Genomic DNA, 19635 nt, shown 5'->3' with positions numbered 1-19635 from the left:
CCGACCCGCGGGTCGGCCATTATGTGCAGCAGATCCACGACTGGACCGAGTCGGGTGCGCGGGACGCCCGGCGCAACTTCGTCACCCGCTGGCGGATCGAGCCGCGCGACCCCTCGGCGGCGCTGTCCGAGCCGGTGCGACCGGTGGTCTTCTGGCTGGATCGCAACATCCCGGCGCGGCTGCGTCCTGCGATCACCGCCGGGGTCCTCGAGTGGAACAAGGCCTTCGAGCGCATCGGCATCCGCGATGCGCTGCAGGTGCGCGAGGAGCCGGCCGATGCGCCGATGGACCTCACCAGCGTGCAGCACGCCTCGATCCGCTGGTTCCTCGACAGCGATGAGGGCGCGCTGGCGATCGGCCCCTCGCTCACCGATCCGCGCAGCGGCGAGATCATCGACGCCGACATCGCGATCTCCGACAACTGGGCCCGCTTCGGTCGCCGGCTGGTGCGTGAATCCCTCCCGGGCTCGCGCTTTGCCGAGACCGCAGCCGCCCATGCCCATGCCCATGCCCATGGTCCGGGCTGCCAGCACGCGGCCGAGTCCCTGGCCGAGCTCGACTTCGCGCTCGCCCTGCTCGAGTCGCGCGGCGATCTCGACCCCGAGGGACCGGAGGCCGAGCGCATCGTCGCCGATCTGATCAAGGATCTGGTGATGCACGAGGTGGGCCACACCCTCGGGCTGCGCCACAACTTCCGCGCCTCGCTGGCGGTGCCGGTGGCCCGGCTGGCCGACCCGGCCTACACGCGGGCCCATGGCCTGTCGGGCTCGGTGATGGACTACAACGGCTTCAACCTGCCGCTGGCCGGCGAGCCGGTGGGGCCGGTCACCATGACCACGCTCGGTCCGTACGACTACTGGGCGATCGAGTATGCCTACCGGCCCTTGCCGCCCGAGCGGGAGGCTGCCGAGCTTGCGCGCGTGGCGGCGCGCGCCGGAGAGCCCGCACTCGCTTATGGCACCGACGAGGAGGTGGTGGCCGGCTACGACCCGCAGGTCAACCAGCGCGATCTCGGCGATGATCCGCTCGCCTGGGCGGCGCGCCGGCTGGCCCTCAGCCGCGAGCTCTGGGCCCGACTGCAGACCCGCACCCTGCCCCCGGGCACGGGCTTCGGGGTGTTGCGCCGTGGCTTCGACAGCGGCCTGCGTCAGGTCGACCTTGCCGCCGAGGTGGCGGCCAAGCATGTCGGTGGCGTCAACTACTTCCGCGATGTCTCGGGCGATGCCCGCCCGGCCTTCGTGCCCGTGCCCGGCAGCCGCCAGCGCGAGGCGCTGAACCTGCTCGCCCGCGAGGTGCTGGCCGAGGACTCGCTCGCCATCGCGCCCTCGCTGGCGGCCCGGCTGTCCACCGATCCGCTGGACCGCGGCGCCTGGCCGCCGCCGCTGCCGGCCGTGCTGCAGTCGGTGGCGAGCCTGCAGCGCCGGCTGCTCGACCGTCTGCTCGGCGATGCGGTGCTCAACCGGCTGCAGGAGAACGAGGCCACGCTCGCGCCGGCCGAGCGCCTGCCGCTGCCCGAGCTGTTCGACACCCTGCGCGAGAACATCTGGCGCGAGCTCGCCCGTGGCGCCGACATCGGCGTGGCCCGCCGCATGCTGCAGCGCGAGCACCTGCGCAAGCTCACCGGGCTGCTGATGCGACCCGGCTCGGCGGTGCCGCCCGACGCCCGCGCGCTCGCCCGCGCCGATGCCCGCCGCCTGAGCGCGCGGATCGAGTCGGCGCTGCGCGGCCGGCAGCTCTCGCGCGAGGCCCGCGCGCATCTCGAGGAAAGCCTCGCCAGCCTGCGCGACGCGCTGCGCGCCGGCCTGACCCGGGCCGCGGGCTGACGCGGCAGCAGGCCCGGGCCGGCCGTGAACCTGCGCTTCCTCGAGGCCTTCTACTGGGTGGCCACGCTGGGCAGCGCCACCCGCGCCGCCGGCAAGCTCTCGCTCACCCAGGCCGCGATCTCCAGCCGCATCATCGCCCTGGAGGCCGAGCTCGGCGCGCGCCTGTTCGACCGCCGCGACCGTCGCCTGCACCTCACCGCCGACGGCCGCCGCCTGCTGGTCCATGCCGAGCGCCTGCTCGACCTGCAGCGCGACATCCGCCGCGATCTCGGCGGCGGCGAACAGGGCCCTCCGGTGCTGCGCCTGGGTGCCATCGAGTCGATCGCCCACACCTGGCTGATGCCGCTCTTCACGCGGCTGCGCGAGCGCTATCCGCAGTCGCGGCTGGAACTCACCATCGAGACCTCCCAGCTGCTCGACGAGCATCTGCGCCGTGGCCAGATCGACCTGGCGGTGCTTGCGCTGCCGGTGCACGGCGAATCGCTGCGCCAGCTGCCACTGCCCTCGCTGCCGATGGTCTTCGCCTGCCGGCGGCCGGCGGGCGCGCGCTCCGGGCGGCTGCGCCGGCGCCTGGCCGATCTCGCCCGCGAGCAGATCCTCAGTTTCCAGCGCGGCTCGCAGCCCAATACCGCGGTGATCGACCTGTTCCGTGCCCATGGCGCGCCGGCGCCGCACCTGCACAGCGTGTCGTCGCTGTCGGCCATGCTCGGCCTGGTGGAGCGTGGCTTCGGGGTGGCCACGCTGCCCCGCGCGGTGGTCGAGCCGCTGGTGCGCGATGGCCGCATCTCGGTGGTGAGCACCGAGTCGCCGCTCGCGCCGCTGCCGCTGTTCGTGGCCTGGCGGCCCGACCCGGCCAGCGACACCCTCGAACGGGTGGTGGCCGAGATCGATGCCATCGCGCAAGCCCATGCCGGCGCGGGTCATCATAAAAATCCTTGATGATCTGTTGATGAAATTTCCCGATTGTCGCGGCGCGGCGGCTCGGATCCAATCTGTCTGACGGCCCGGTGCGGGCGATCGTGGCCCGCGCACCGCGCCAACCCACCACAGGATTTCCTGATGACCGATCTCCGAGCCCCGCTCGCCAGCGACGCGGAGGTGGCCGCGCTGCGCCACCGGATTCGCCGTGGCGAGCACACCGCGCATACCTCGGGCCTTGCCGCCGGACGGGTGCAGGGCAACCTGGTGGTGCTGCCCGAGGCGCAGGCCTTCGACTTCCTGCGCTTCTGCCAGCGCAACCCGCGGCCCTGCCCGCTGCTGGCGGTCTCCGAGCCGGGCAGCCCGCGGGTGCCGCTGCTGGGCGCCGACATCGACCTGCGCACCGACCTGCCGGGCTACCGGGTGTGGCGTGACGGCGAGCTCGCCGAAGAGCGCACCGACATCGGCGCGCTCTGGCGCGACGACCTGGTGGCCTTCGTGCTGGGCTGCTCCTTTTCTTTCGAGGAGGCGCTGCTGCAGTCGGGGATCGCGCTGCGCCATGTCGCCTGCGGCGCCAATGTCGCGATGTACCGCACCAGCATCCCCACCGTGGCGGCCGGCCCCTTCGCCGGCCCGATGGTGGTCTCGATGCGCCCGCTCAAGCCCGCCGATGCGATCCGCGCGGTGCAGATCACCAGCCGCTTCCCCGGCGTGCATGGCGCGCCGGTGCACATCGGCCTGCCGCAGGCGATCGGCATCGCTGACCTCGCGCGCCCCGACTTCGGCGACCCGGTGCCGGTGCTCGATGATGAGCTGCCGGTGTTCTGGGCCTGCGGCGTCACGCCCCAGTCGGTGGTGATGGCCAGCCGCCCGCCGTTCTGCATCACCCATTCGCCCGGGGCGATGCTGGTCACCGACCTGCTCAACGACCGCCTCGCCGCCTTCTGACGGCGCCGCCGCACACCGTCTTCTGCCCCCGCCTTCCGACGATCGCCCGACACCTGCCTGGAGAATCCGCATGACCCCCGTTCCCGCTCCGCGTCACCGACTCATCGCCGCCGGCCTGGCGCTGGCCGGCCTGCTCGCCGCCACCGGCGCCGCCGCGCAGACCATCCCGCCCGGCCCGAAGATCACCATCAGCGCGGTCACCCAGGTGGCGCCCACGCTGCCGCAGTACACCCGCATCGATCAGCCCCTGCTGCGCGACGGCCTGGCGCAAAAGAGCGGCGGGCGCATCGAGGTCAACCTCGCCTCCTGGCCCGAGCGCAATGTGAACGGGCCCGAGGTGCTGCGCCTGGTGCGCTCCGGCCAGGTCGACATCGCCGCCGGCCCGCTCACCACCGTCTCGGGCGATGTGCCGATGCTCGACGGGATCGACCTCGCCGGCATGAACCTCGACATCCGCCAGGCCCGGCGCGTGGCCGACGCCATGCTGCCGGTGGCCAACCGCGAGCTCGAGCGTCTGGGCATCAAGCTGATCGCCACCTATCCCTTCTCGGGCCAGATGCTGTTCTGCCGCAAGCCGATCGCCTCGCTGGCCGACATCAAGGGCCTGAAGATCCGCACCAACGGCCCCTCGGCGGCCGATCTGGTCAAGGCGCTCGGCGGCCAGCCGGTGTCGGTGGCCTTCGGCGAGGTCTACACCGCGCTCGAGCGCGGCACGGTCGATTGCGGCATCACCGGCTCGGGCTCGGGCAACGGCGTGAAGTGGCCCGAGGTCTCCACCCACCTCTTCACCCTGCCGCTGTCCTGGTCCACCGCCGGCTACTACGTGAACCTCGCCTGGTGGAACAAGCTCGAGGCGCCGGTGCGCGCGCTGATCGAGAAGACCTTCGCCGACATCCAGGAGCAGCAGTGGGCGCTGGGCCTGGCCGCCACCCAGGATGGCATCGACTGCAATGTCGGGCGTGCCGAGGGCTGCAAGATCCACACGCTGGTCAAGCGGCCGATGGTCGAGGTCAAGCCGCAGGGCGATGTCGCCGCCACCATCCGCAAGGAGATGATCGAGGATGTGCTGCCGGCCTGGGTCAAGCGCTGCGGCGATCGCTGCGGCACGGTCTACAACGAGGTCATCGCGCCGATCACCGGCATCCGCCATGGCGCACGCTGAGTCGCTGGCCGGCGAGGGCGCGCCGATGCGCGCGGTTCGCCGGCTCTGCGATGGCGCCCTGTCGCTGGCCGGCTGGGCGTACCTGCTGATGGTCGCGATCATCGGCTTCGATGTGCTGGCTCGCCGCCTGCTCGGCTTTTCCACCGAGTCCACCGGCGAGCTCACCGGCTACCTGCTCGCCGCCGGCATGACCCTCGGCCTGGGCGGCACCCTGCTCGAGCGCGGCCATGTGCGCATCGATGTGCTGGTGCAGCGCCTGCCGCTGGGCGCGCGGGTCTGGCTGCACCTCACGGCACTGCTCGCGCTGCTGGTGGCGGTGGGCTTCATGGCCTTCGGCGCGGTCTCGCTGACGGTGGACTCCTGGCAGCTCGGCGCCACCGACCTTTCGGGCCTGCGCACCCCGCTCGCGCTTCCCCAGGGCGTGTGGGCCGCAGGCTTCCTGCTGATGGGCCTGGCCGCGGTGGCGCTGGCCTGCCGCAGCGCGGTGCTGCTGCTGCGCGGCCAGCCGCAGGCCCTCGAGGCCGGCCTGGCGGCCCGCACCGATCTCGACGAGGCCCGCGACACCCTGCAGGCGCTGGGCGGATCGCGCCCGTGATCGCGATCGTCTTTCTGGTGGTGCTCGGGCTGGCAGTGGGCGTGGCCGCGCTCACCGGCCAGCTGCCCGCCGGCGCGGCCGGGCAGGTGCCCTGGTGGGCGCTGGGCGCGGTGCTCGGCGCCTTCGTGGGCTTCTTCGCGGCCGGGCTCCATGTGGGCGCGGCGCTCGGCCTGCTGGCGCTGCTCGCCGGCTACGGCCTGTCCGATCGGCCGTTCTGGAACTTCATCGGCGAGATGCTGTGGGCGCCGTCCACCAACTTCGTGCTGGTGGCGGTGCCGCTCTTCCTGCTGATGGGCGAGGTCATGTTGCGTGCGGGCCTGTCCGACCGGCTCTACCGCGCCATGAATGTCTGGGTGGGGCGGCTGCCGGGCGGACTGCTGCACACCAACATCCTGTCCTGCGGGGTGTTCTCGGCGGTGGCCGGCTCGAGCGTGGCCACCGCGGCCACCATGGGCTCGGTGGCGCTGCCCTGGTTCGAGCGCAGCCGCTATCCGCAGAAGCTGGTGCTCGGTTCGCTCGCCGCCGGCGGCGCGCTGGGCAACCTGATCCCGCCGGGCATCACCTTCATCGTCTACGGCCTGATCACCGAGACCTCGGTGGGCGCTCTCTACCTCGCCGCGGTCGGCCCCAGCCTGCTGGTGGTGCTGCTGTTCATGGGCGTGATCTTCTTCTACAGCGCGCGCCTCGGCCTGGGTCGTGGCGAGCCGGGTGAGCGCGCGCCGGGCCGGCGCGAGCGGCTGGCCAGCCTGCTCGACCTGCTGCCCACTGCGCTGCTGATCGGCCTGGTGCTGGGCACCATCTACTCCGGCCTGGCCACGCCCACCGAGTCGGCTGCGCTTGGCGTGATCGGCGCGCTGGCGCTGGCGCTGGTCGACCGCCGGCTGTCCTGGCGCATGCTGCACGACGCGCTGCGCGCCACCGCGCGGGTCACCTCGATGATCGGCCTGATCCTCTTCGGGGCCTACTTCCTCAACCACATCCTCGGCTCGCTGGGCGTGCCGCAGATGCTCTCGCGTTTCCTCGGCCAGCTGCCCTTTCCGGGCTGGGCGCTGATGCTGTGCATCATCGGCTTCTACCTCGCGCTGGGCACCTTCATGGAAGGCATGTCCATGGTCATCACCACCGTGCCCCTGCTGTTCCCGGTGGTGAAGGCGCTCGGCTATGACCCGGTGTGGTTCGGGGTGGTGATCACCATGCTGGTGGAGATCGCCATGATCAGCCCGCCCGACGGCACCGTGCTCTATGTGCTGCAGGGCATGCGTCGCCAGCCCGGTCCGATCACCGATGTGTTCACGGGTGTGCTGCCCTTCCTGGCGGCCTACACCCTGGCGATCATCCTGCTGATGGTGTTCCCGGCCATCGCCCTGTGGCTGCCCGGCGTGCTGATGTGAGCCCCTCCCGATGCCACCCTTCCCCGACGCGACACTTTTCTTCTTCTGAGGTCATCCCATGACGGATTCCCACAGCGGCCCGCGCTGGCCCTTGCGGCTGCATGACACGGACGGCGTGCGCGAGGTCAGCGTCGCGGTCACCCGGCTGGTGATCGCGGGCTGGACCGGCCGCGATCCCGCGGCGATCGAGCACCACATCGAGGAGCTCGCCGCCATCGGCGTGCCCCGGCCCAGTCAGGTGCCGCTCTTCTACCGGGTGGCGGCCTCGCAGCTGCTGCCCGCGGGCGCGCTCGAGGCGGTGGGCGACCAGACCTCCGGCGAGGTCGAGCCGGTGCTGGTTCGTCACCAGGGCCGCTGGTGGCTGAGCGCCGGCTCCGACCACACCGACCGGCGGGCCGAGGCCTGGTCGGTGGCGCTCTCCAAGCAGCTCTGCGCCAAGCCGGTGGCCGGCGACGCCTGGCCCTGGGAGGCGGTGGCGCCGCACTACGACGCGCTGCGCCTGCGCTCCTGGGCGGTTGACGGCTCGCGGCGCGAGATCTACCAGGACGGAGCGGGCGCCTCGCTGCGCCCGCCCGACGAGCTGCTGCGGCTGTGGCAGGCGCAGGGCGGCGACACTCCCGAGGGCATGGTGATGTTCTGCGGCACCGTGCCCGCGATCGGCGGCATCCGGCCGGCGGCGCGCTTCGAGTTCGACTGGGCGTGCGCGCCGATCGGCGCCGCGGTGAGCGGCGGCTACGACGTGGCGGTGCTGCCGGTGGTGAGCTGAATCGTCGCGACCTGCACCGGCGCGGCCTCGAACACCGGGTCGACATCGAAGGCGATGTCGCCCTCGGGCACTGGCGCGCCGGTGGGCTGTGTCGCGCTGAAGTCGAAGAGCTCGCGGTCCATCAGGTGCGAGGGCACCACCCGCGAGAGCGAGGAGAAGATGTTCTCCACCCGCCCGGGGTGGCGCTTCTCCCACTCGCGCATCAGCTGCTTGATCTCGCGCCGCTTGAGGTTCTCCTGCGAGCCGCACAGGTTGCAGGGGATGATCGGGAACTCGCGCCACTGCGCGTAGGCGATCAGGTCGGCCTCCTCCACATAGGCGAGCGGCCGGATCACCACATGGCGGCCGTCGTCGGACACCAGCCGCGGTGGCATGGTCTTGAGCTTGCCGCCGAAGAACAGGTTCAGGAAGAAGGTCTCGAGGATGTCGTCGCGGTGGTGGCCCAGCGCGATGCGCGTGGCGCCGAGTTCGTCGGCCACCCGGTACAGGATGCCGCGGCGCAGCCGCGAGCACAGCGAGCACATCGTGCGGCCCTCGGGGATCACCCGGCGCACGATGCTGTAGGTGTCCTGGTTCTCGATGTGGAAGGGCACGCCGAGCGAGCGCAGGTAGCCCGGCAGCACATCCTCGGGGAAGCCGGGCTGCTTCTGGTCGAGATTCACCGCGATGATCTCGAAGCGCACCGGCGCGCGGCTGCGCAGGGTGAGCAGCAGGTCGAGCAGCGCGTAGCTGTCCTTGCCGCCCGAGAGGCAGACCATCACGCGGTCACCCTCGCCGATCATGTCGTAGTGCGCGATCGCCTCGCCGGTGAGCCGCAGCAGCCGCTTGTGCAGCTTGCCGCGTTCGCGGGCCTGTTTCTCGGGGCTCATGCCATCACTCCGGCTGGAAGCGGAAGACCTCCACGCCCACGCAGGCGCAGTCGGGGTAGACATCGGGCTTGCGGGTGCTGACCCGCACCGCCCGCACCTCGTGCCGGGCCAGGCACAGCGCCACGATGCCGTCGACCAGGGTCTCCTGCAGATTGAAGTGGCGCGAGCGGGCGAGCTCGGCCACCGCACTGCGGATGAAGTCGTAGTCGACCACCTCGGCCACCTCGTCCTGCTGTGGCGTGGAGTGGGCGTCGGGCACGAACAGGTCGACATCGATGATCACCCGCTGCGGCGCCTCGCGCTCGAAGTCGTGGAAGCCGATCGACACCTCGAGCGAGAAGCCGTGCAGGAAGATGCGCCGGCAGTCGGCCAGGCGGGGCAGCAGGAGATCGTTCACGGGCTGGGGTTTCCGGTGAGGTACATGACATCGCGCGACGAAGCCGCCAGGTGCTGGCCGCCGTCGACGGTGAGGTTGATGCCGGTGATCGCGGGCGCGTCGGCCAGGAACACCACCGCGGCGGCGATGTCGGCCGGGGTGGACGAGCGCCCCAGCGGCGTCATGCGGTGCGCCTGGGCGAAGCCCTCGGCGGTCTGGTCGCCCGACACCAGCGTGATGCCGGGCGAGACCGACACCACCCGCAGCCGGGGCGCCAGGGCCATGGCCAGCATGGTGGTGGCGCTGGCCAGCGCCGCCTTGGTGAGGGTGTAGGAGAAGAAGTCGGGGTTCAGGTTCTCGAGCTTCTGGTCGAGCAGATTGATGACCACGCCGGCGGGCGCGTCGGCCGGCAGGGCGCAACGCGCCTCGTGCAGGCGCCGCGCGAGCAGCAGCGGCGCGGCCAGGTTGGGGCCGAGGTGGCGCTCCAGGTTGGCCGCCTCGAAGCTCTCGGGCCGGTCGGGCTCGAAGCGCGAGGCGTTGTTCACCAGCGCATCGAGCGGGCCGAGCGCGGCGCTGGCCGCGTCGAAGAGCGCTGCGGTCTGGGCCGGGTCGGCGAGGTCGGCGCGCACGGCCACCGCCCGTCGCCCCAGGGCCTGGATGTCGGCCACGGTCTGCCGTGCCGCGTCGGCCGATTCGCCGTGATGCACGGCCACATCCCAGCCGGCCCGCGCCAGGCCAAGCGCGATCTCGCGGCCGAGCCGGCGCGCGGCGCCGGTGACCAGCGCTCGGCGCGCGACGGGGGTGACCGCTTCAGGCGGCATGGGGGCCTGGCTGGACATGGAGGTTGATGGAGACTGGGCGGGCCTGCCGGGCAGGCACGGCGCGGGGCGTGCCGCGGGTTGCCAGTGTAGCGGCATTCCCCGGGGCCCCGGCCTGCGCCCGTAGAATGCGGCCATGCGCGCGTCCCCGGCCTTGCCCGAGCCCACTCCCGAGGCGCGCGCCACCAGCGAGGCGCTGAGCGCGCGCATCGCTGCTCGCATCCAGGAGGCCGGTGGCTGGATCGGCTTCGACGACTACATGGCGCTGGCGCTCTACACCCCAGGCCTGGGCTACTACAGCGGGCCGGCGCGCAAGTTCGGCGCCGGCGGAGACTTCATCACCGCGCCCGAGCTCTCGGGCCTGTTCGGTGCCTGCCTGGCGCGGCAATGCGCCCACTGGTTCGCGCAGTGCGGCCAGGAGGTCATCGAGTTCGGCGCCGGCAGCGGCGCGCTCGCCGCCCGGATGCTCGGCGAGTTCGAGCGGCTGGGCCTCACCGGGGTGCGCTATCGCATCGTCGAACTCTCGGCCGAACTCGCTGCCCGCCAGCGCGCGCGCATCGCGCAGGAGTGCCCGGCGGCGTTGCCGCGGGTGAGCTGGCTGCAGGCCTGGCCGGAACGCATCGACGGGGTGGTGCTGGCCAACGAACTGCTCGATGCCATGCCGGTGCGCGCCTTCGCGCTCGAACCGGCGCAGGCGGGTGCACCGGCGCGGGTGCTCGAGCGCGGCGTGCGGCTGGCCGACACCGGCTTCGCGTGGGCGACGCGGCCGGCGGCACCGGACTTTGCCGCGCGGGTGCGCGAGCGGGTTTCGCAGGGAGCCGGGGTGTCCGACATCAACGCGCTGGCCTGCGAGGGCGAGCTCGGCGAGCAGGCCCAGGCCTGGGTGGCCGAGGCCGCGCGGCGGCTCGCGCGCGGCGCGATCCTGCTGATCGACTACGGCTTTGCGCGGCCCGAGTTCCACCATGTCCAGCGCGCTGGCGGCACGCTGATGTGCCACTACCGGCACCATGCCCACGGCGATCCCTTCTTCCTGCCGGGCCTGCAGGACATCACCGCGCATGTGGACTTCACCGCGGTGGCTCAGGCCGCGCTCGGCGAGGGGCTGCAGGTGCTCGGCTTCCTGCCGCAGGCCCGGCTGCTGACCAACCTCGGGCTGCTCGACGATCTTGCCGCGCGGCACCGTGCCGCGGCAGCGGCCGAACCGCTCGGCTGGGCGCGCGAGGCGCAGGCCGCACAGATGCTGCTCTCGCCCGCCGAGATGGGCGAGCTCTTCAAGGCGATCGGCCTGTCGCGTGGGCTCGATTCACCAGGACCGGGCTTTGCCCGCGGCGATCGGCCGCTCGCGCTGGAGGGGTCATGATCCGCTGGCTGCTGGTCACGGTGCTCGCCCTGGTGCTGTTCTCGGGGCTCACGCCCTGGCTGAGGCGGCTCGGCATGGGGCGTCTGCCCGGCGATCTGCATTTCCGGGCCTTCGGCCGGGAATGGTCCTTGCCCATCGCTTCGACGATCGTGCTGTCGATGATCGCCGCCGCCATCGCACGGCTGATCTGAGCCGGCCTGCCTCAGCGCGGCAGGGCCCTCGCGATCGCCTGCTCGCGCGCCTGCCGCACCCGCTCACGCACCGCCTCGCCCGGCGGGCCCGAGGCCGCCACCGCGCCGGCATCCACGGCCGCCGCCGCGGCGAGCGCCGCGCGCAGGTGGGCTGACGCCGGATAGGGCTCGTCGGCGCGGCCGAGCCGGCCGCGGGCATCGGCCTCGCAGGCGGCCAGCACCTCGGGCAGCCGCGCGGGCCGCCGGAAGGCGTCAAGCCGCTCGAGCAGCGCCAGCAGGGTGGCCGGGCGCAGCTCCAGCGCCCGGTGTACCAGGCCGTGCTCGCGGGCCACCAGCCGCGCCAGGTCGCGCACCTCCACCGGCACCCGCAGCCGCGCGCACAGCGTCTCGAGCCTCGCCACCGAGCGGGCCTCGTGGCCGATGTGACGCGGCAGCACCTGCGCCGGCGTGTCGGCCTTGCCGAGATCGTGGGTGAGCGCGGCAAAGCGCACCGCCAGCGAGCCGCCGGCGCGGGCCGCGGCATCGACCACCATCATCGTGTGCACGCCGGTGTCCAGCTCCGGGTGGTGATCGGCGCGCTGCGGCACCCCCCAGAGCCGGTCGAGCTCGGGCAGCAGCCGCGCCAGGGCGCCGCACTCGCGCAGCACGGTGAACATGCGCGAGGGCGCTGGCTCCATCAGGCCGCGGGCGAGCTCCTGCCAGACCCGCTCGGGCACCAGCGCATCCACCTCGCCCGCCTCGCACATCGCGCGCATCAGGCCGAGGGTCTCGGGCGCCACCGTGAAGCCCGCAAAGCGCGCCGCGAAGCGCGCCAGCCGCAGGATGCGCACCGGGTCCTCGATGAAGGCCGGCCCGGCATGACGCAGCGTGCGCGCGGCAAGGTCGGCCTGGCCCCCGAGCGGATCGATCAGCCGGCCATCCTCATCGCGCGCCATGGCGTTGATGGTGAGGTCGCGCCGGCGCAGGTCGTCCTCCAGGCTGACCCCGGGCGCGAAGTGCACCTCGAAGCCGCGATAGCCGGGGGCGGTCTTGCGCTCGGTGCGCGCGAGCGCGTATTCCTCGTGGGTCTGCGGATGCAGGAAGACCGGGAAGTCCTTGCCCACCGGCCGATAGCCCAGTGCCTGCATCGCCTCGGGCGTGCCGCCCACCACCACCCAGTCGCGGTCGCGTACCGGCAGCCCCAGGAGCTCATCACGGACGGCGCCGCCCACGCAGTAGATCTTCATGGCCGCAGCCGGGGTTGGCCGGGACGCCGGGCTCGGGGCAGGGCCTGCGCCCGGGCCTGCGGCCGGTTCAGCGATGCGCCCTGGCCTGCTGCGCGGCCAGACGCGAGCCCTGGCGCGACAGCCAGGCCGGCGCCACCGCGGCCAGCGGCGTGGGCGTGATGCCCAGCGCCGGGCTGATCGGACCGGTGGCGATGTTGTCGACCCGCAGCGAGTCGAAGTTGTCGGTGCTCATCAGGGGGCGCGGCAGCGCGCCCATCAGCCCGGCCTGGATCTGCCCGAGGGTGAAGGGCAGGGCGATCACCGGCCGGGGATGGCCGCTCCAGCGCCCCGCCAGCTGCACCAGTTCGCGCAGGGTGAAGACCTCCGGCCCGGCGAGCTCGAAGCTGTGGCCCAGGGTGGCGGTGCCGCGCAGGCAGTTGACCACCGCGGTGGCGACATCGCCCACGAACACCGGCTGCAGTCGGGCATTGGCCTGGGCCAGCGGCACCACCGGCAGCAGCCGCTGCAGCCGTGCGAAGACATTCAGGAACGCGTCTTCAGGGCCGAACACCACCGAGGGCTGCAGGATGGTGAAGGGCACGCCGCCGGCGCGCACCGCCGCTTCGCCGTCGGCCTTGGATCGCAGGTACATCGACGGCAGCGTCTCGCGGCTGGCGCCGGCGCCCAGGGCCGACACATGGATCAGCCGGCCGACCCCGCTGCGCGCGGCGGCATTCGCCAGCCGCGCCGGCAGGTCGACATGGGCCTCGCGGAACTCCGGGCCGTAGGGGTCGCCCCAGCGGCTGTGCAGCACGCCCACCAGGTTGATCACCGCGTCGCAGCCCTCGAGCGCCTGCCAGAACGAGGGTGAGCCGGGTCGGGTCTCGATGACATCCACCGTGGGCAGCGGCAGCAGGTGCCGGGCGCGCTCGCGGTGCCGGGTGGGCACCACCACGCGCACCCCCTGGGCACTGAGCCGGGCGACCACATGGGAGCCGATGAAGCCGGTGCCGCCGGCGACGAGGACGCGATTCAGACTCATGATGGCTGCGCTGGGAGGAGGTGTCGGAGGGGGGCGGGAAAGGATCGGGCCGAAACCTAACCCGAGCGCGCGTTCAGGGCAACTCGGAGGGCCGCATCGCGCCCGGCGCCACGCTGCCCAGCCGCTGCTTGAGCGACTGCGGCCGGCCGGTCATGAGCGCACCGTAGAAGGCCGCGTTGGAGAGCACCTTCTTGACGTAGTCGCGGGTCTCGGCAAACGGGATGATCTCGGCGAAGGCTGCGCCCTCGAGCGTGCCGGGCAGGGTGCTGCGCCACTGCCGGGGCCGGTTCGGCCCGGCGTTGTAGCCGGCCGAGGCGAGCAGCGGCGAGCTGTCGAGGTCGTCATGCACCGAGCGCAGGTAGTAGGTGCCGAAGCGCAGGTTGGTGTCGAGGTCGTTGAGCTGCTCGAGGCGGAAGTCGGCTACACCCAGCCGCCGCGCGATCCAGCGCGCGGTGGGCGGGATGATCTGCATCAGGCCCTGCGCGCTCGCCGAGGAGCGGGCATCCATGATGAAGCGCGACTCCTGGCGGATCAGGCCGTAGACCCAGGCGGGGTCGAGCCCGCGCTCGGCCGCGAAGGCCTCCAGCTGGGGCCGGAAGGGCGTGACGAAGCGCAGGCTGAAGTCGTGCTCGGCACGGGTGCGATCGGCGGTGTTCACGCAGCGGTCGAGCACGCGGCGGTCGCAGGCGAAGCGCGCGGCGGCCAGCAGCTGGCGGTCGGTGAGGCCGCGCAGCTGGAAATTCCATTCACGGTTGCCCTCGGAGCGCAGACCGAGCTGGTACAGGCGCAGCGCCCGCGCGAAGCCGGGATTGGCCGCCGCCGCGGCAAGTTCCTCGTCGGTGGGCGGTGCGGCGGGGGCCGGCACGAGGATGCCCTGGCCGAGTTCCTCGCTGGCAAGCTGGCCGTAGAAGTGGAACTGCCCGGCGATGCCCCTGAAGCCGTTGTCGGCCTGGGGCCGCCGGCCGAGTTCCTGGTGGGCGCGGGCGTCCCAGTAGATCCAGGCCGGATCGCGGCGGCCCTCGGGCGACATGCGATCGATGAGCAGATGCACTGACGGCCAGTCGCCCGCGCGCAGCGCCGCCCGCGTGAGCCAGGCCCAGGTCTCGTCGGAGGCCTGGGCGCCGCGCGCATCGCGCAGCCAGGCGGTGGGCACCGGCGCGAGCCGGCGCATGCTGCTGGCGGCGATCTGCGACCAGACCCAGGCCCGCTCCGCGGGCGCCAGCGCCGCCAGCGCCTCGGTCTGCCGGGCCGCGGTCTCGGGCTCCTGACGGGCGAGCACGCCGAAGGCGATCACCGAGACCTCGCGCGAGGCGGTGGGCGCGAGCACCTTGGCAGGACGCTGCAGGGCGGCCTCCACGGCGCCTGGCGACATGCCGATCATGGGGGCGATGCGCCGCACCGAACCGGTGGCGCCGGCCTCCAGCGCCAGCTTGAGCCGCCGCCATGCGGCTTCGCGGCCGGCCGGGCCCTGACGGGCCAGCCCTTCGAGGAAGCCGGCGCAGGCCTCGCCGAGCTCGCGCGGCTGGAACAGCGCCTCGCGGGCCTCGTCGCCCGGTGTGCGGCCGGCCTCGAGCGCCGAGCTGCCGGCATGGCAATGGACCGCGGCTTCGTCGCGCAGCGCCCAGGCGGCGTACTGCGTGTCGAAGGCCGGCCAGTCGCCGCGCCGCGCGAGACGCAGCAGCCAGTCGCGCCGGGAGAGATCGGCCAGCAGCGGATTGTCGGTGCGCTGGATGAAGGCCGCCGCCTCGGCGTCGAGCGCCGCCTCGCCGCCCGCCGGCGTGCCTCGGGCGTTCAGGCGGAATTTCAGCCGCCAGTGTTCGAGGTAGGCCTGCAGCAGGGGGTCGGTGACCCGCGCGGCGGCGGCTTCGAATCGGTCGAGCGCCCCGGCGAGGGCGGCCTGCCGCGCGGCAAGGAAGGCCTCGTCGGAGGCCGCGGTGCTGGCGGAGGCGGCTGCGCTGGCACTGCCCGGTGCGGCCAGCGCAGCGGCGCCGACCGCGGCTGCGGCGCCCGCGGCCGGCAGGGCCGCGCGCGCCGGCCCGGCGGGTGGCGCCTTGACGGTCTTGGCGGGGGGGCGCGTGGTGCGACGCTCGGGGGCGGCGTCAGCGGGTGCGAGGCCGGCGCCTACAATGAGCGTGGCCAGCAGCAGCGCGTTGCAGCATGAACGGAACATCATTGCCGAGGATAGCACCTGGCACCCCCCCGGTGCCCGCCACTGATCGACCCGCCGCGCGCCTTGCCTTGCGCAGGCGCGTGTCGCGGCTGCCGGCGCGCTGGCTCGGGCCGGCCAGCGCGCGGCTTTTCGGCGGTGTCGAGGCGCTGCTGGCCGATCAGACGCCCGCCGGCCGACGGATCGCCGCCTACTGGCCGCTGCCCGGCGAGCCCGATCCGCGCCCGGCCCTGCGGCGCTGGCATGCGCAGGGCTGGCAGATCCTGCTGCCGCGGGTGGTGATGCGTGACGCGCCGCTGGCCTTCCACCCGTGGGCGCCCGACGAACCGCTGCAGGCCGGGCCTTTCGGTACCCGCCAGCCGGCACCCGACAGCCCGCAGGCCCGCCCTGACCTGCTGATCATTCCCTGTCTGGGTTTCGATGCGCGGGCCCGCCGGCTCGGCCACGGTGGCGGCTTCTACGACCGCAGCCTGGCGGCGCTGGCGCAGGGCGGCCGGCCGCCACCCGCCATCGGGGTGGCCTGGTCCTGCCAGGAGATCGCCGGCTTCGAGCCCGGACCGCATGATCTCGGCCTGGACTGGATCGTCACCGAGCGCCGCACGCTCAGGGCGTGGGCACCCGGTTGAATTCCCGCCACCAGGCGGTGAACTCGCCGTGCGGCATCGGCCGCGCGAAGAAGTAGCCCTGGGCGAGGTCGCAGCCGAGCTGCCGCAGCGATTGCGCCGAGCGCTCGTCCTCGACGCCCTCGGCCAGCGCGTGCATGCCGAAGGTGTGGGCGAGGTCGACCAGCGCGTGCACGATGCGCTGATCGCTGGCGTCGTCGGCAAGATTGCGCACGAAGCTCTGGTCGATCTTGAGCTCGGTGAGCGGGAACTGCCGCAGGTAGTTGAACGACGAGTAGCCGGTGCCGAAGTCATCGAGCGCCAGGCCGCAGCCGCGCTCGCGGATCTCCTTCATGAACTTCATCGCCGATTGCTCGTGACGGACCACGGCGGTCTCGGTGAGCTCGAGCGTGAGCCGGCTGGCCGCGATGCTCCAGGTGTCCAGCGCATGGCCGACCAGACTGGGGAAGGCCGGGTCGGCCAGGGTGATGGCCGAGAGGTTGACCGACACCCGTGCATCGATGCCCTGCGAGTTCCAGGCCATGAGGTGGCGCAGGGTGGTGTTCATCACGAACAGGGTGAGCTGCGTCATCAGCCCGCGGGCCTCGCAGATCGAGGCGATCAGGCCGGGATTCACGCGCGTGCCGTCGGGGCGGGTCCAGCGCACCAGCGCCTCGGCGCCGGTGCAGCGCCCGGTGGCCAGTGACACCTGCGGCTGGAAGTGGACATCGAACTGGTTGGCGAAGAGCGCGTCTCGCAGGTCCTGCTCGAGCTGGCGGCGGTGGTGGGCCTCGCTCTCGGAGCGGGCGGTGACGATCTTCACCCGGCTCTCGAGCTCCTCGGCTTCGCGGCAGGCCTCCGAGGCCGCGGCCAGCAGGTTCATGGCGTCGGTGGGGCTGTCGGCGGGCTGCCAGGCGCCGCCCACCGCAGGATTGAGCCGCACCGCGCTGCCGGCGCCCGAGTCCGAGCCATGGATCGGGCGCATGAGATTGCCGCGCAGGGTGCGCCCGGCCAGTTCGGCCAGGGACTCGCCCGGCGGGTCGACCAGCAGCACCCAGATCTCCTCATGCGAGGCCAGCGCGTAGCGGTCGGAGGAACGCAGCATGCCCTCCACCCGGCGCATCACCTCGGCGATCACCTCGCGCGCCGAGTTGGCCTGCGCCAGCGCGGCGAGCCGGTCGGTGCGGTGCAGGCTGACCAGCAGCAGCACGCTGCGCCGACGCGCCAGCGTGAGGGTGTCGGCGTACTGCATCAGCGCACCGGGCGACAGCCGCGGCGAGCGTGCGATGGCCGGCGGGCCGGCCTCAGTCGGCCTTGGCGAGGGCAAGGGCTTCATCAGCGTAGAAGTCATGCGGTTTCAGCCCGTAGGCGCCGGCGGGCAGCCCGCGGTGGATGCGGATCGGCTTGACCCCCTTCACCACGGCCTGCTTGAAGAGATCGCGTTCGAACGGGGCGGCCAGAGGACGCTTCTCGGCATCGGTGAGCACGATCACCCGCGGCTCCAGGCGACGGCTGCGGTTGTGCGCCAGCACCACGGCCACCTCGTCGCTGGAGAGCTCCACCAGGCTGCCCACCGGGAATACGCCCACCGCCTGCACGAACTGCTCCACCAGGGGGGCGTGGAAGGAGGTGTCGGCCCACTGATAGAGGCTCATCAGGGCGTCCTGGACGGACATGGCGTTGGCGTAGGGGCGGGCGGTGGTCAGCGCCGAGAAGCAGTCGGCAATGCCGGCGATGCGCCCGTAGATGCTGATGTCGGTGCCCTTGAGACCCGCCGGATAGCCGCTGCCATCGAGCCGCTCATGGTGCTGCATGATGCCGGCGCGGACATCGGCATTGAGCTTCACGCCATCGGTCTCCAGCGCTTCCAGACCACGCTCGACATGCTCCTTGACCAGGCTGAATTCCGCGCGGTTGAGGATCCCGGGCTTGTCGAGCAGGGCACGGGGCACGCGGATCTTGCCGACATCGGCCAGCATGCCGATCAGGCCGAGCGATTCGATCATTTCCTTGGGAAAGCCCAGGCTGCGGCCGACCGCGATCATGTAGAGCGCCGAGCGCACGCCATGCTGATAGGTGTTCATGTCGGTGTCGCGCAGCTGAGCCACCCAGAGCATCGCGTCCGGGTTATCGATCATGCTGTCGACCATGTCGCTGACGGCTTCCTTCACCTGCACCAGCTGCACGCCCTTGCTCGCCCTGACTTCGGAGAGCAGCTTCTCCAGCGACCTGCCGCCGCTTTGCCAGGCCTCACGCGCCTTCGGCAGCACCTGTTCGACGGTCTGGCGCACCGGGTAGGCCTTGCGGACCGTGCCGGGCGGCAGCAGCGCATCGAGCTCCTGGTCGAGCCTGACTTGCGGTGGCGAATCCCCCTGGGAGGCGGCCTTGCGCCGGCCGGCGGATTCGGCCCGGGCGTCGCCGCCTAGCTTCGCCTCGCTGGTCCGGAGCACCTCGCCCTCGGCGCGGTGATGACGGCTGCCATGGGTCGGATCGGCATTGGCCGACATCGCCGGAGGAGGGCCATCGAGATCCTGTGCGCCCCGCGCGAGGCGCTTTTCGAGCGCCCGCGCCGCGCGGCGGTCGACCAGCCTGGCCCGGACCGCGGCAGGCAGGGCGCTTTCCAGGCCCTCGAACAGGCCGCGCAGGCCCCGGAACCAGCCACCGCCCAGGCTCTGCGGACGCAAGCCCTCGGTGCCTTCGGAGATCTCGCGCACCAGCGAGCGGAAGCGCTCCCGGGTCTCGGTCGAGATCCGGGGAGGGCGCGCACCGGCGGGGCGTTCCCGGGGCGTCTGGCTGCCGCTCGCTCGCGTGACCACCGTCGGCGCTGGCGCGCCGGGGGCCGAACCACGGGTTTGCGGGCTGGATCTCGGCACCTGTGCCGCGGCCGCGGCAGGCGGGGTGACATCCTCCAGACGCAGCCGATCATCATCGACCAGGCTCAGGGGGTCGGCGTCCCGGAGCGCCCCGGTGACATCGGGCGCATGCGTGGCGGGTGCCGTGGGCGGCGCCACCGGCACCTCGCCACCGCCCTGCGGCCCGGCGTCATCGTCGGACTCGAGTGCCGACTGCAGTGCCCGCACCATGAGGGGATCGGACATCTGGGTGTCGATGTGGACGAACCGGCAGTGCTCGCGCAATGCCTGGATCTCGTCTTCGCCCTCGATGAGGAAGCCCTGGAGCAGGAAGGGTGTGTCGAGCCACGGCCGGTCGAGATCGACCACGAACAGGCCCGGCCGCAGCAAGGCCACCGGCAGCCGCGGATGGCGCGTGCTGGAGGTGACGGGCGCGGCAACGCTGCTCGAATGCATGGCCCGGTCATGGTATCGGCGTGCCCGTGCGCTGCCCAGCGGCAAGGCCGGCCGAGCCGGATGGGTTGCGCCGCGGCCCGACGAACGGGCCGGG

Annotated in this window: 18 protein-coding genes; 10 read left to right on the top strand and 8 right to left on the bottom strand. The window is 72.6% G+C overall.

Annotated elements, in window-relative coordinates:
* From AC2H6A_RS02655 to AC2H6A_RS02625, 7 genes are all read left to right on the top strand, one after another.
* The coding region (locus tag AC2H6A_RS02655; RefSeq protein ID WP_484271583.1) for a zinc-dependent metalloprotease at positions 1 to 1823 on the top strand (1823 nt) is incomplete at its 5' end.
* Positions 1824 to 1847: 24 nt separating this feature from the next.
* Positions 1848 to 2762, top strand: coding sequence for a LysR family transcriptional regulator (locus AC2H6A_RS02650; protein WP_484271582.1), 915 nt, complete (start codon positions 1848 to 1850; stop codon positions 2760 to 2762).
* 120 nt (positions 2763 to 2882) lie between these two features.
* Complete coding sequence (locus AC2H6A_RS02645; RefSeq protein ID WP_484271581.1) at positions 2883 to 3689, top strand: putative hydro-lyase; 807 nt, start codon at positions 2883 to 2885, stop codon at positions 3687 to 3689.
* Between the two features lie 70 nt (positions 3690 to 3759).
* The gene (locus AC2H6A_RS02640) at positions 3760 to 4851 is read left to right on the top strand and encodes a TRAP transporter substrate-binding protein (protein WP_484271580.1); all 1092 of its coding nucleotides are present in this window, start codon (positions 3760 to 3762) and stop codon (positions 4849 to 4851) included.
* Complete coding sequence (locus tag AC2H6A_RS02635; RefSeq protein ID WP_484271579.1) at positions 4838 to 5446, top strand: TRAP transporter small permease subunit; 609 nt, start codon at positions 4838 to 4840, stop codon at positions 5444 to 5446. The genes AC2H6A_RS02640 and AC2H6A_RS02635 overlap by 14 nt, the downstream gene beginning before the upstream one ends.
* Positions 5443 to 6837 (top strand): TRAP transporter large permease, encoded by a 1395-nt coding sequence (locus AC2H6A_RS02630; protein WP_484271578.1) that lies wholly within the window; start codon positions 5443 to 5445, stop codon positions 6835 to 6837. The genes AC2H6A_RS02635 and AC2H6A_RS02630 overlap by 4 nt, the downstream gene beginning before the upstream one ends.
* A 58-nt stretch (positions 6838 to 6895) precedes the next feature.
* A complete protein-coding gene (locus tag AC2H6A_RS02625) occupies positions 6896 to 7603 on the top strand; it encodes a DUF2848 domain-containing protein (RefSeq protein ID WP_484271577.1) in 708 nt (235 codons plus the stop codon).
* Here the strand turns inward: AC2H6A_RS02625 and ttcA are convergent.
* From ttcA to AC2H6A_RS02610, 3 genes are read right to left on the bottom strand one after another with little or no spacing between them, the layout of a single operon-like run.
* Positions 7570 to 8535 carry a tRNA 2-thiocytidine(32) synthetase TtcA gene (gene ttcA / locus AC2H6A_RS02620; protein WP_484271576.1) on the bottom strand — a complete coding sequence of 322 codons (966 nt, stop codon included), beginning with the start codon at positions 8533 to 8535 and terminating at the stop codon, positions 7570 to 7572. The genes AC2H6A_RS02625 and ttcA overlap by 34 nt on opposite strands.
* Positions 8477 to 8869, bottom strand: coding sequence for a dihydroneopterin aldolase (locus AC2H6A_RS02615; protein ID WP_484271575.1), 393 nt, complete (start codon positions 8867 to 8869; stop codon positions 8477 to 8479). The genes ttcA and AC2H6A_RS02615 overlap by 59 nt, the downstream gene beginning before the upstream one ends.
* The gene (locus AC2H6A_RS02610; protein ID WP_484271574.1) at positions 8866 to 9687 is read right to left on the bottom strand and encodes an SDR family oxidoreductase; all 822 of its coding nucleotides are present in this window, start codon (positions 9685 to 9687) and stop codon (positions 8866 to 8868) included. The genes AC2H6A_RS02615 and AC2H6A_RS02610 overlap by 4 nt, the downstream gene beginning before the upstream one ends.
* Before the next feature lie 115 nt (positions 9688 to 9802).
* Between AC2H6A_RS02610 and AC2H6A_RS02605 the strand changes: the two genes are divergently transcribed.
* Together AC2H6A_RS02605 and AC2H6A_RS02600 are read left to right on the top strand one after the other, a co-directional pair.
* Entirely contained in the window at positions 9803 to 11026 is a 1224-nt protein-coding gene (locus AC2H6A_RS02605; protein WP_484271573.1) for a class I SAM-dependent methyltransferase, read from the top strand.
* Positions 11023 to 11217, top strand: coding sequence for a DUF2905 domain-containing protein (locus tag AC2H6A_RS02600; protein WP_484271572.1), 195 nt, complete (start codon positions 11023 to 11025; stop codon positions 11215 to 11217). Before AC2H6A_RS02605 ends, AC2H6A_RS02600 begins: the two co-directional genes overlap by 4 nt.
* An 11-nt stretch (positions 11218 to 11228) precedes the next feature.
* Here AC2H6A_RS02600 and AC2H6A_RS02595 read toward each other — a convergent pair whose 3' ends face one another.
* The 3 genes from AC2H6A_RS02595 to AC2H6A_RS02585 all read right to left on the bottom strand — a co-directional run bounded on the left by AC2H6A_RS02595 (position 11229) and on the right by AC2H6A_RS02585 (position 15634).
* Complete coding sequence (locus AC2H6A_RS02595) at positions 11229 to 12443, bottom strand: multifunctional CCA addition/repair protein (RefSeq protein WP_484271571.1); 1215 nt, start codon at positions 12441 to 12443, stop codon at positions 11229 to 11231.
* Between the two features lie 67 nt (positions 12444 to 12510).
* Positions 12511 to 13464, bottom strand: coding sequence for a complex I NDUFA9 subunit family protein (locus tag AC2H6A_RS02590; protein WP_484271570.1), 954 nt, complete (start codon positions 13462 to 13464; stop codon positions 12511 to 12513).
* 73 nt (positions 13465 to 13537) lie between these two features.
* The gene (locus AC2H6A_RS02585; protein WP_484271569.1) at positions 13538 to 15634 is read right to left on the bottom strand and encodes a lytic transglycosylase domain-containing protein; all 2097 of its coding nucleotides are present in this window, start codon (positions 15632 to 15634) and stop codon (positions 13538 to 13540) included.
* Between the two features lie 80 nt (positions 15635 to 15714).
* Here AC2H6A_RS02585 and AC2H6A_RS02580 point away from each other — a divergent pair, with 80 nt between their 5' ends.
* Positions 15715 to 16257, top strand: coding sequence for a 5-formyltetrahydrofolate cyclo-ligase (locus AC2H6A_RS02580; RefSeq protein WP_484271568.1), 543 nt, complete (start codon positions 15715 to 15717; stop codon positions 16255 to 16257).
* Here the strand turns inward: AC2H6A_RS02580 and AC2H6A_RS02575 are convergent.
* Together AC2H6A_RS02575 and AC2H6A_RS02570 are read right to left on the bottom strand one after the other, a co-directional pair.
* Positions 16235 to 17584, bottom strand: a complete 1350-nt coding sequence (locus AC2H6A_RS02575) for a putative bifunctional diguanylate cyclase/phosphodiesterase (RefSeq protein ID WP_484271567.1) — start codon at positions 17582 to 17584, stop codon at positions 16235 to 16237. The two genes, AC2H6A_RS02580 and AC2H6A_RS02575, sit on opposite strands and share 23 nt — an antisense overlap.
* Positions 17538 to 19541: a cyclic di-GMP phosphodiesterase gene (locus AC2H6A_RS02570; protein ID WP_484271566.1), complete on the bottom strand. Its 2004-nt coding sequence runs from the start codon at positions 19539 to 19541 to the stop codon at positions 17538 to 17540. The genes AC2H6A_RS02575 and AC2H6A_RS02570 overlap by 47 nt, the downstream gene beginning before the upstream one ends.
* Positions 19542 to 19635 lie beyond the last annotated feature (94 nt).

Source organism: Quisquiliibacterium sp., from assembly GCF_982640115.1.
The sequence above is the reverse complement of the archived record's forward strand: the minus strand, read 5'-3'. Positions and strand labels throughout refer to the sequence as shown.

Coding starts and splice junctions, on each gene's coding strand:
- AC2H6A_RS02645 (WP_484271581.1), top strand. CDS start 2,883: ATGACCGATCTCCGAGCCCCGCTCGCCAGCGACGCGGAGGTGGCCGCG.
- AC2H6A_RS02640 (WP_484271580.1), top strand. CDS start 3,760: ATGACCCCCGTTCCCGCTCCGCGTCACCGACTCATCGCCGCCGGCCTG.
- AC2H6A_RS02635 (WP_484271579.1), top strand. CDS start 4,838: ATGGCGCACGCTGAGTCGCTGGCCGGCGAGGGCGCGCCGATGCGCGCG.
- AC2H6A_RS02625 (WP_484271577.1), top strand. CDS start 6,896: ATGACGGATTCCCACAGCGGCCCGCGCTGGCCCTTGCGGCTGCATGAC.
- ttcA (WP_484271576.1), bottom strand. CDS start 8,535: ATGTCTACCCCGACTGCGCCTGCGTGGGCGTGGAGGTCTTCCGCTTCC.
- AC2H6A_RS02610 (WP_484271574.1), bottom strand. CDS start 9,687: ATGTCCAGCCAGGCCCCCATGCCGCCTGAAGCGGTCACCCCCGTCGCG.
- AC2H6A_RS02605 (WP_484271573.1), top strand. CDS start 9,803: ATGCGCGCGTCCCCGGCCTTGCCCGAGCCCACTCCCGAGGCGCGCGCC.
- AC2H6A_RS02600 (WP_484271572.1), top strand. CDS start 11,023: ATGATCCGCTGGCTGCTGGTCACGGTGCTCGCCCTGGTGCTGTTCTCG.
- AC2H6A_RS02595 (WP_484271571.1), bottom strand. CDS start 12,443: ATGAAGATCTACTGCGTGGGCGGCGCCGTCCGTGATGAGCTCCTGGGG.
- AC2H6A_RS02590 (WP_484271570.1), bottom strand. CDS start 13,464: ATGAGTCTGAATCGCGTCCTCGTCGCCGGCGGCACCGGCTTCATCGGC.
- AC2H6A_RS02585 (WP_484271569.1), bottom strand. CDS start 15,634: ATGTTCCGTTCATGCTGCAACGCGCTGCTGCTGGCCACGCTCATTGTA.
- AC2H6A_RS02575 (WP_484271567.1), bottom strand. CDS start 17,584: ATGACTTCTACGCTGATGAAGCCCTTGCCCTCGCCAAGGCCGACTGAG.
- AC2H6A_RS02570 (WP_484271566.1), bottom strand. CDS start 19,541: ATGCATTCGAGCAGCGTTGCCGCGCCCGTCACCTCCAGCACGCGCCAT.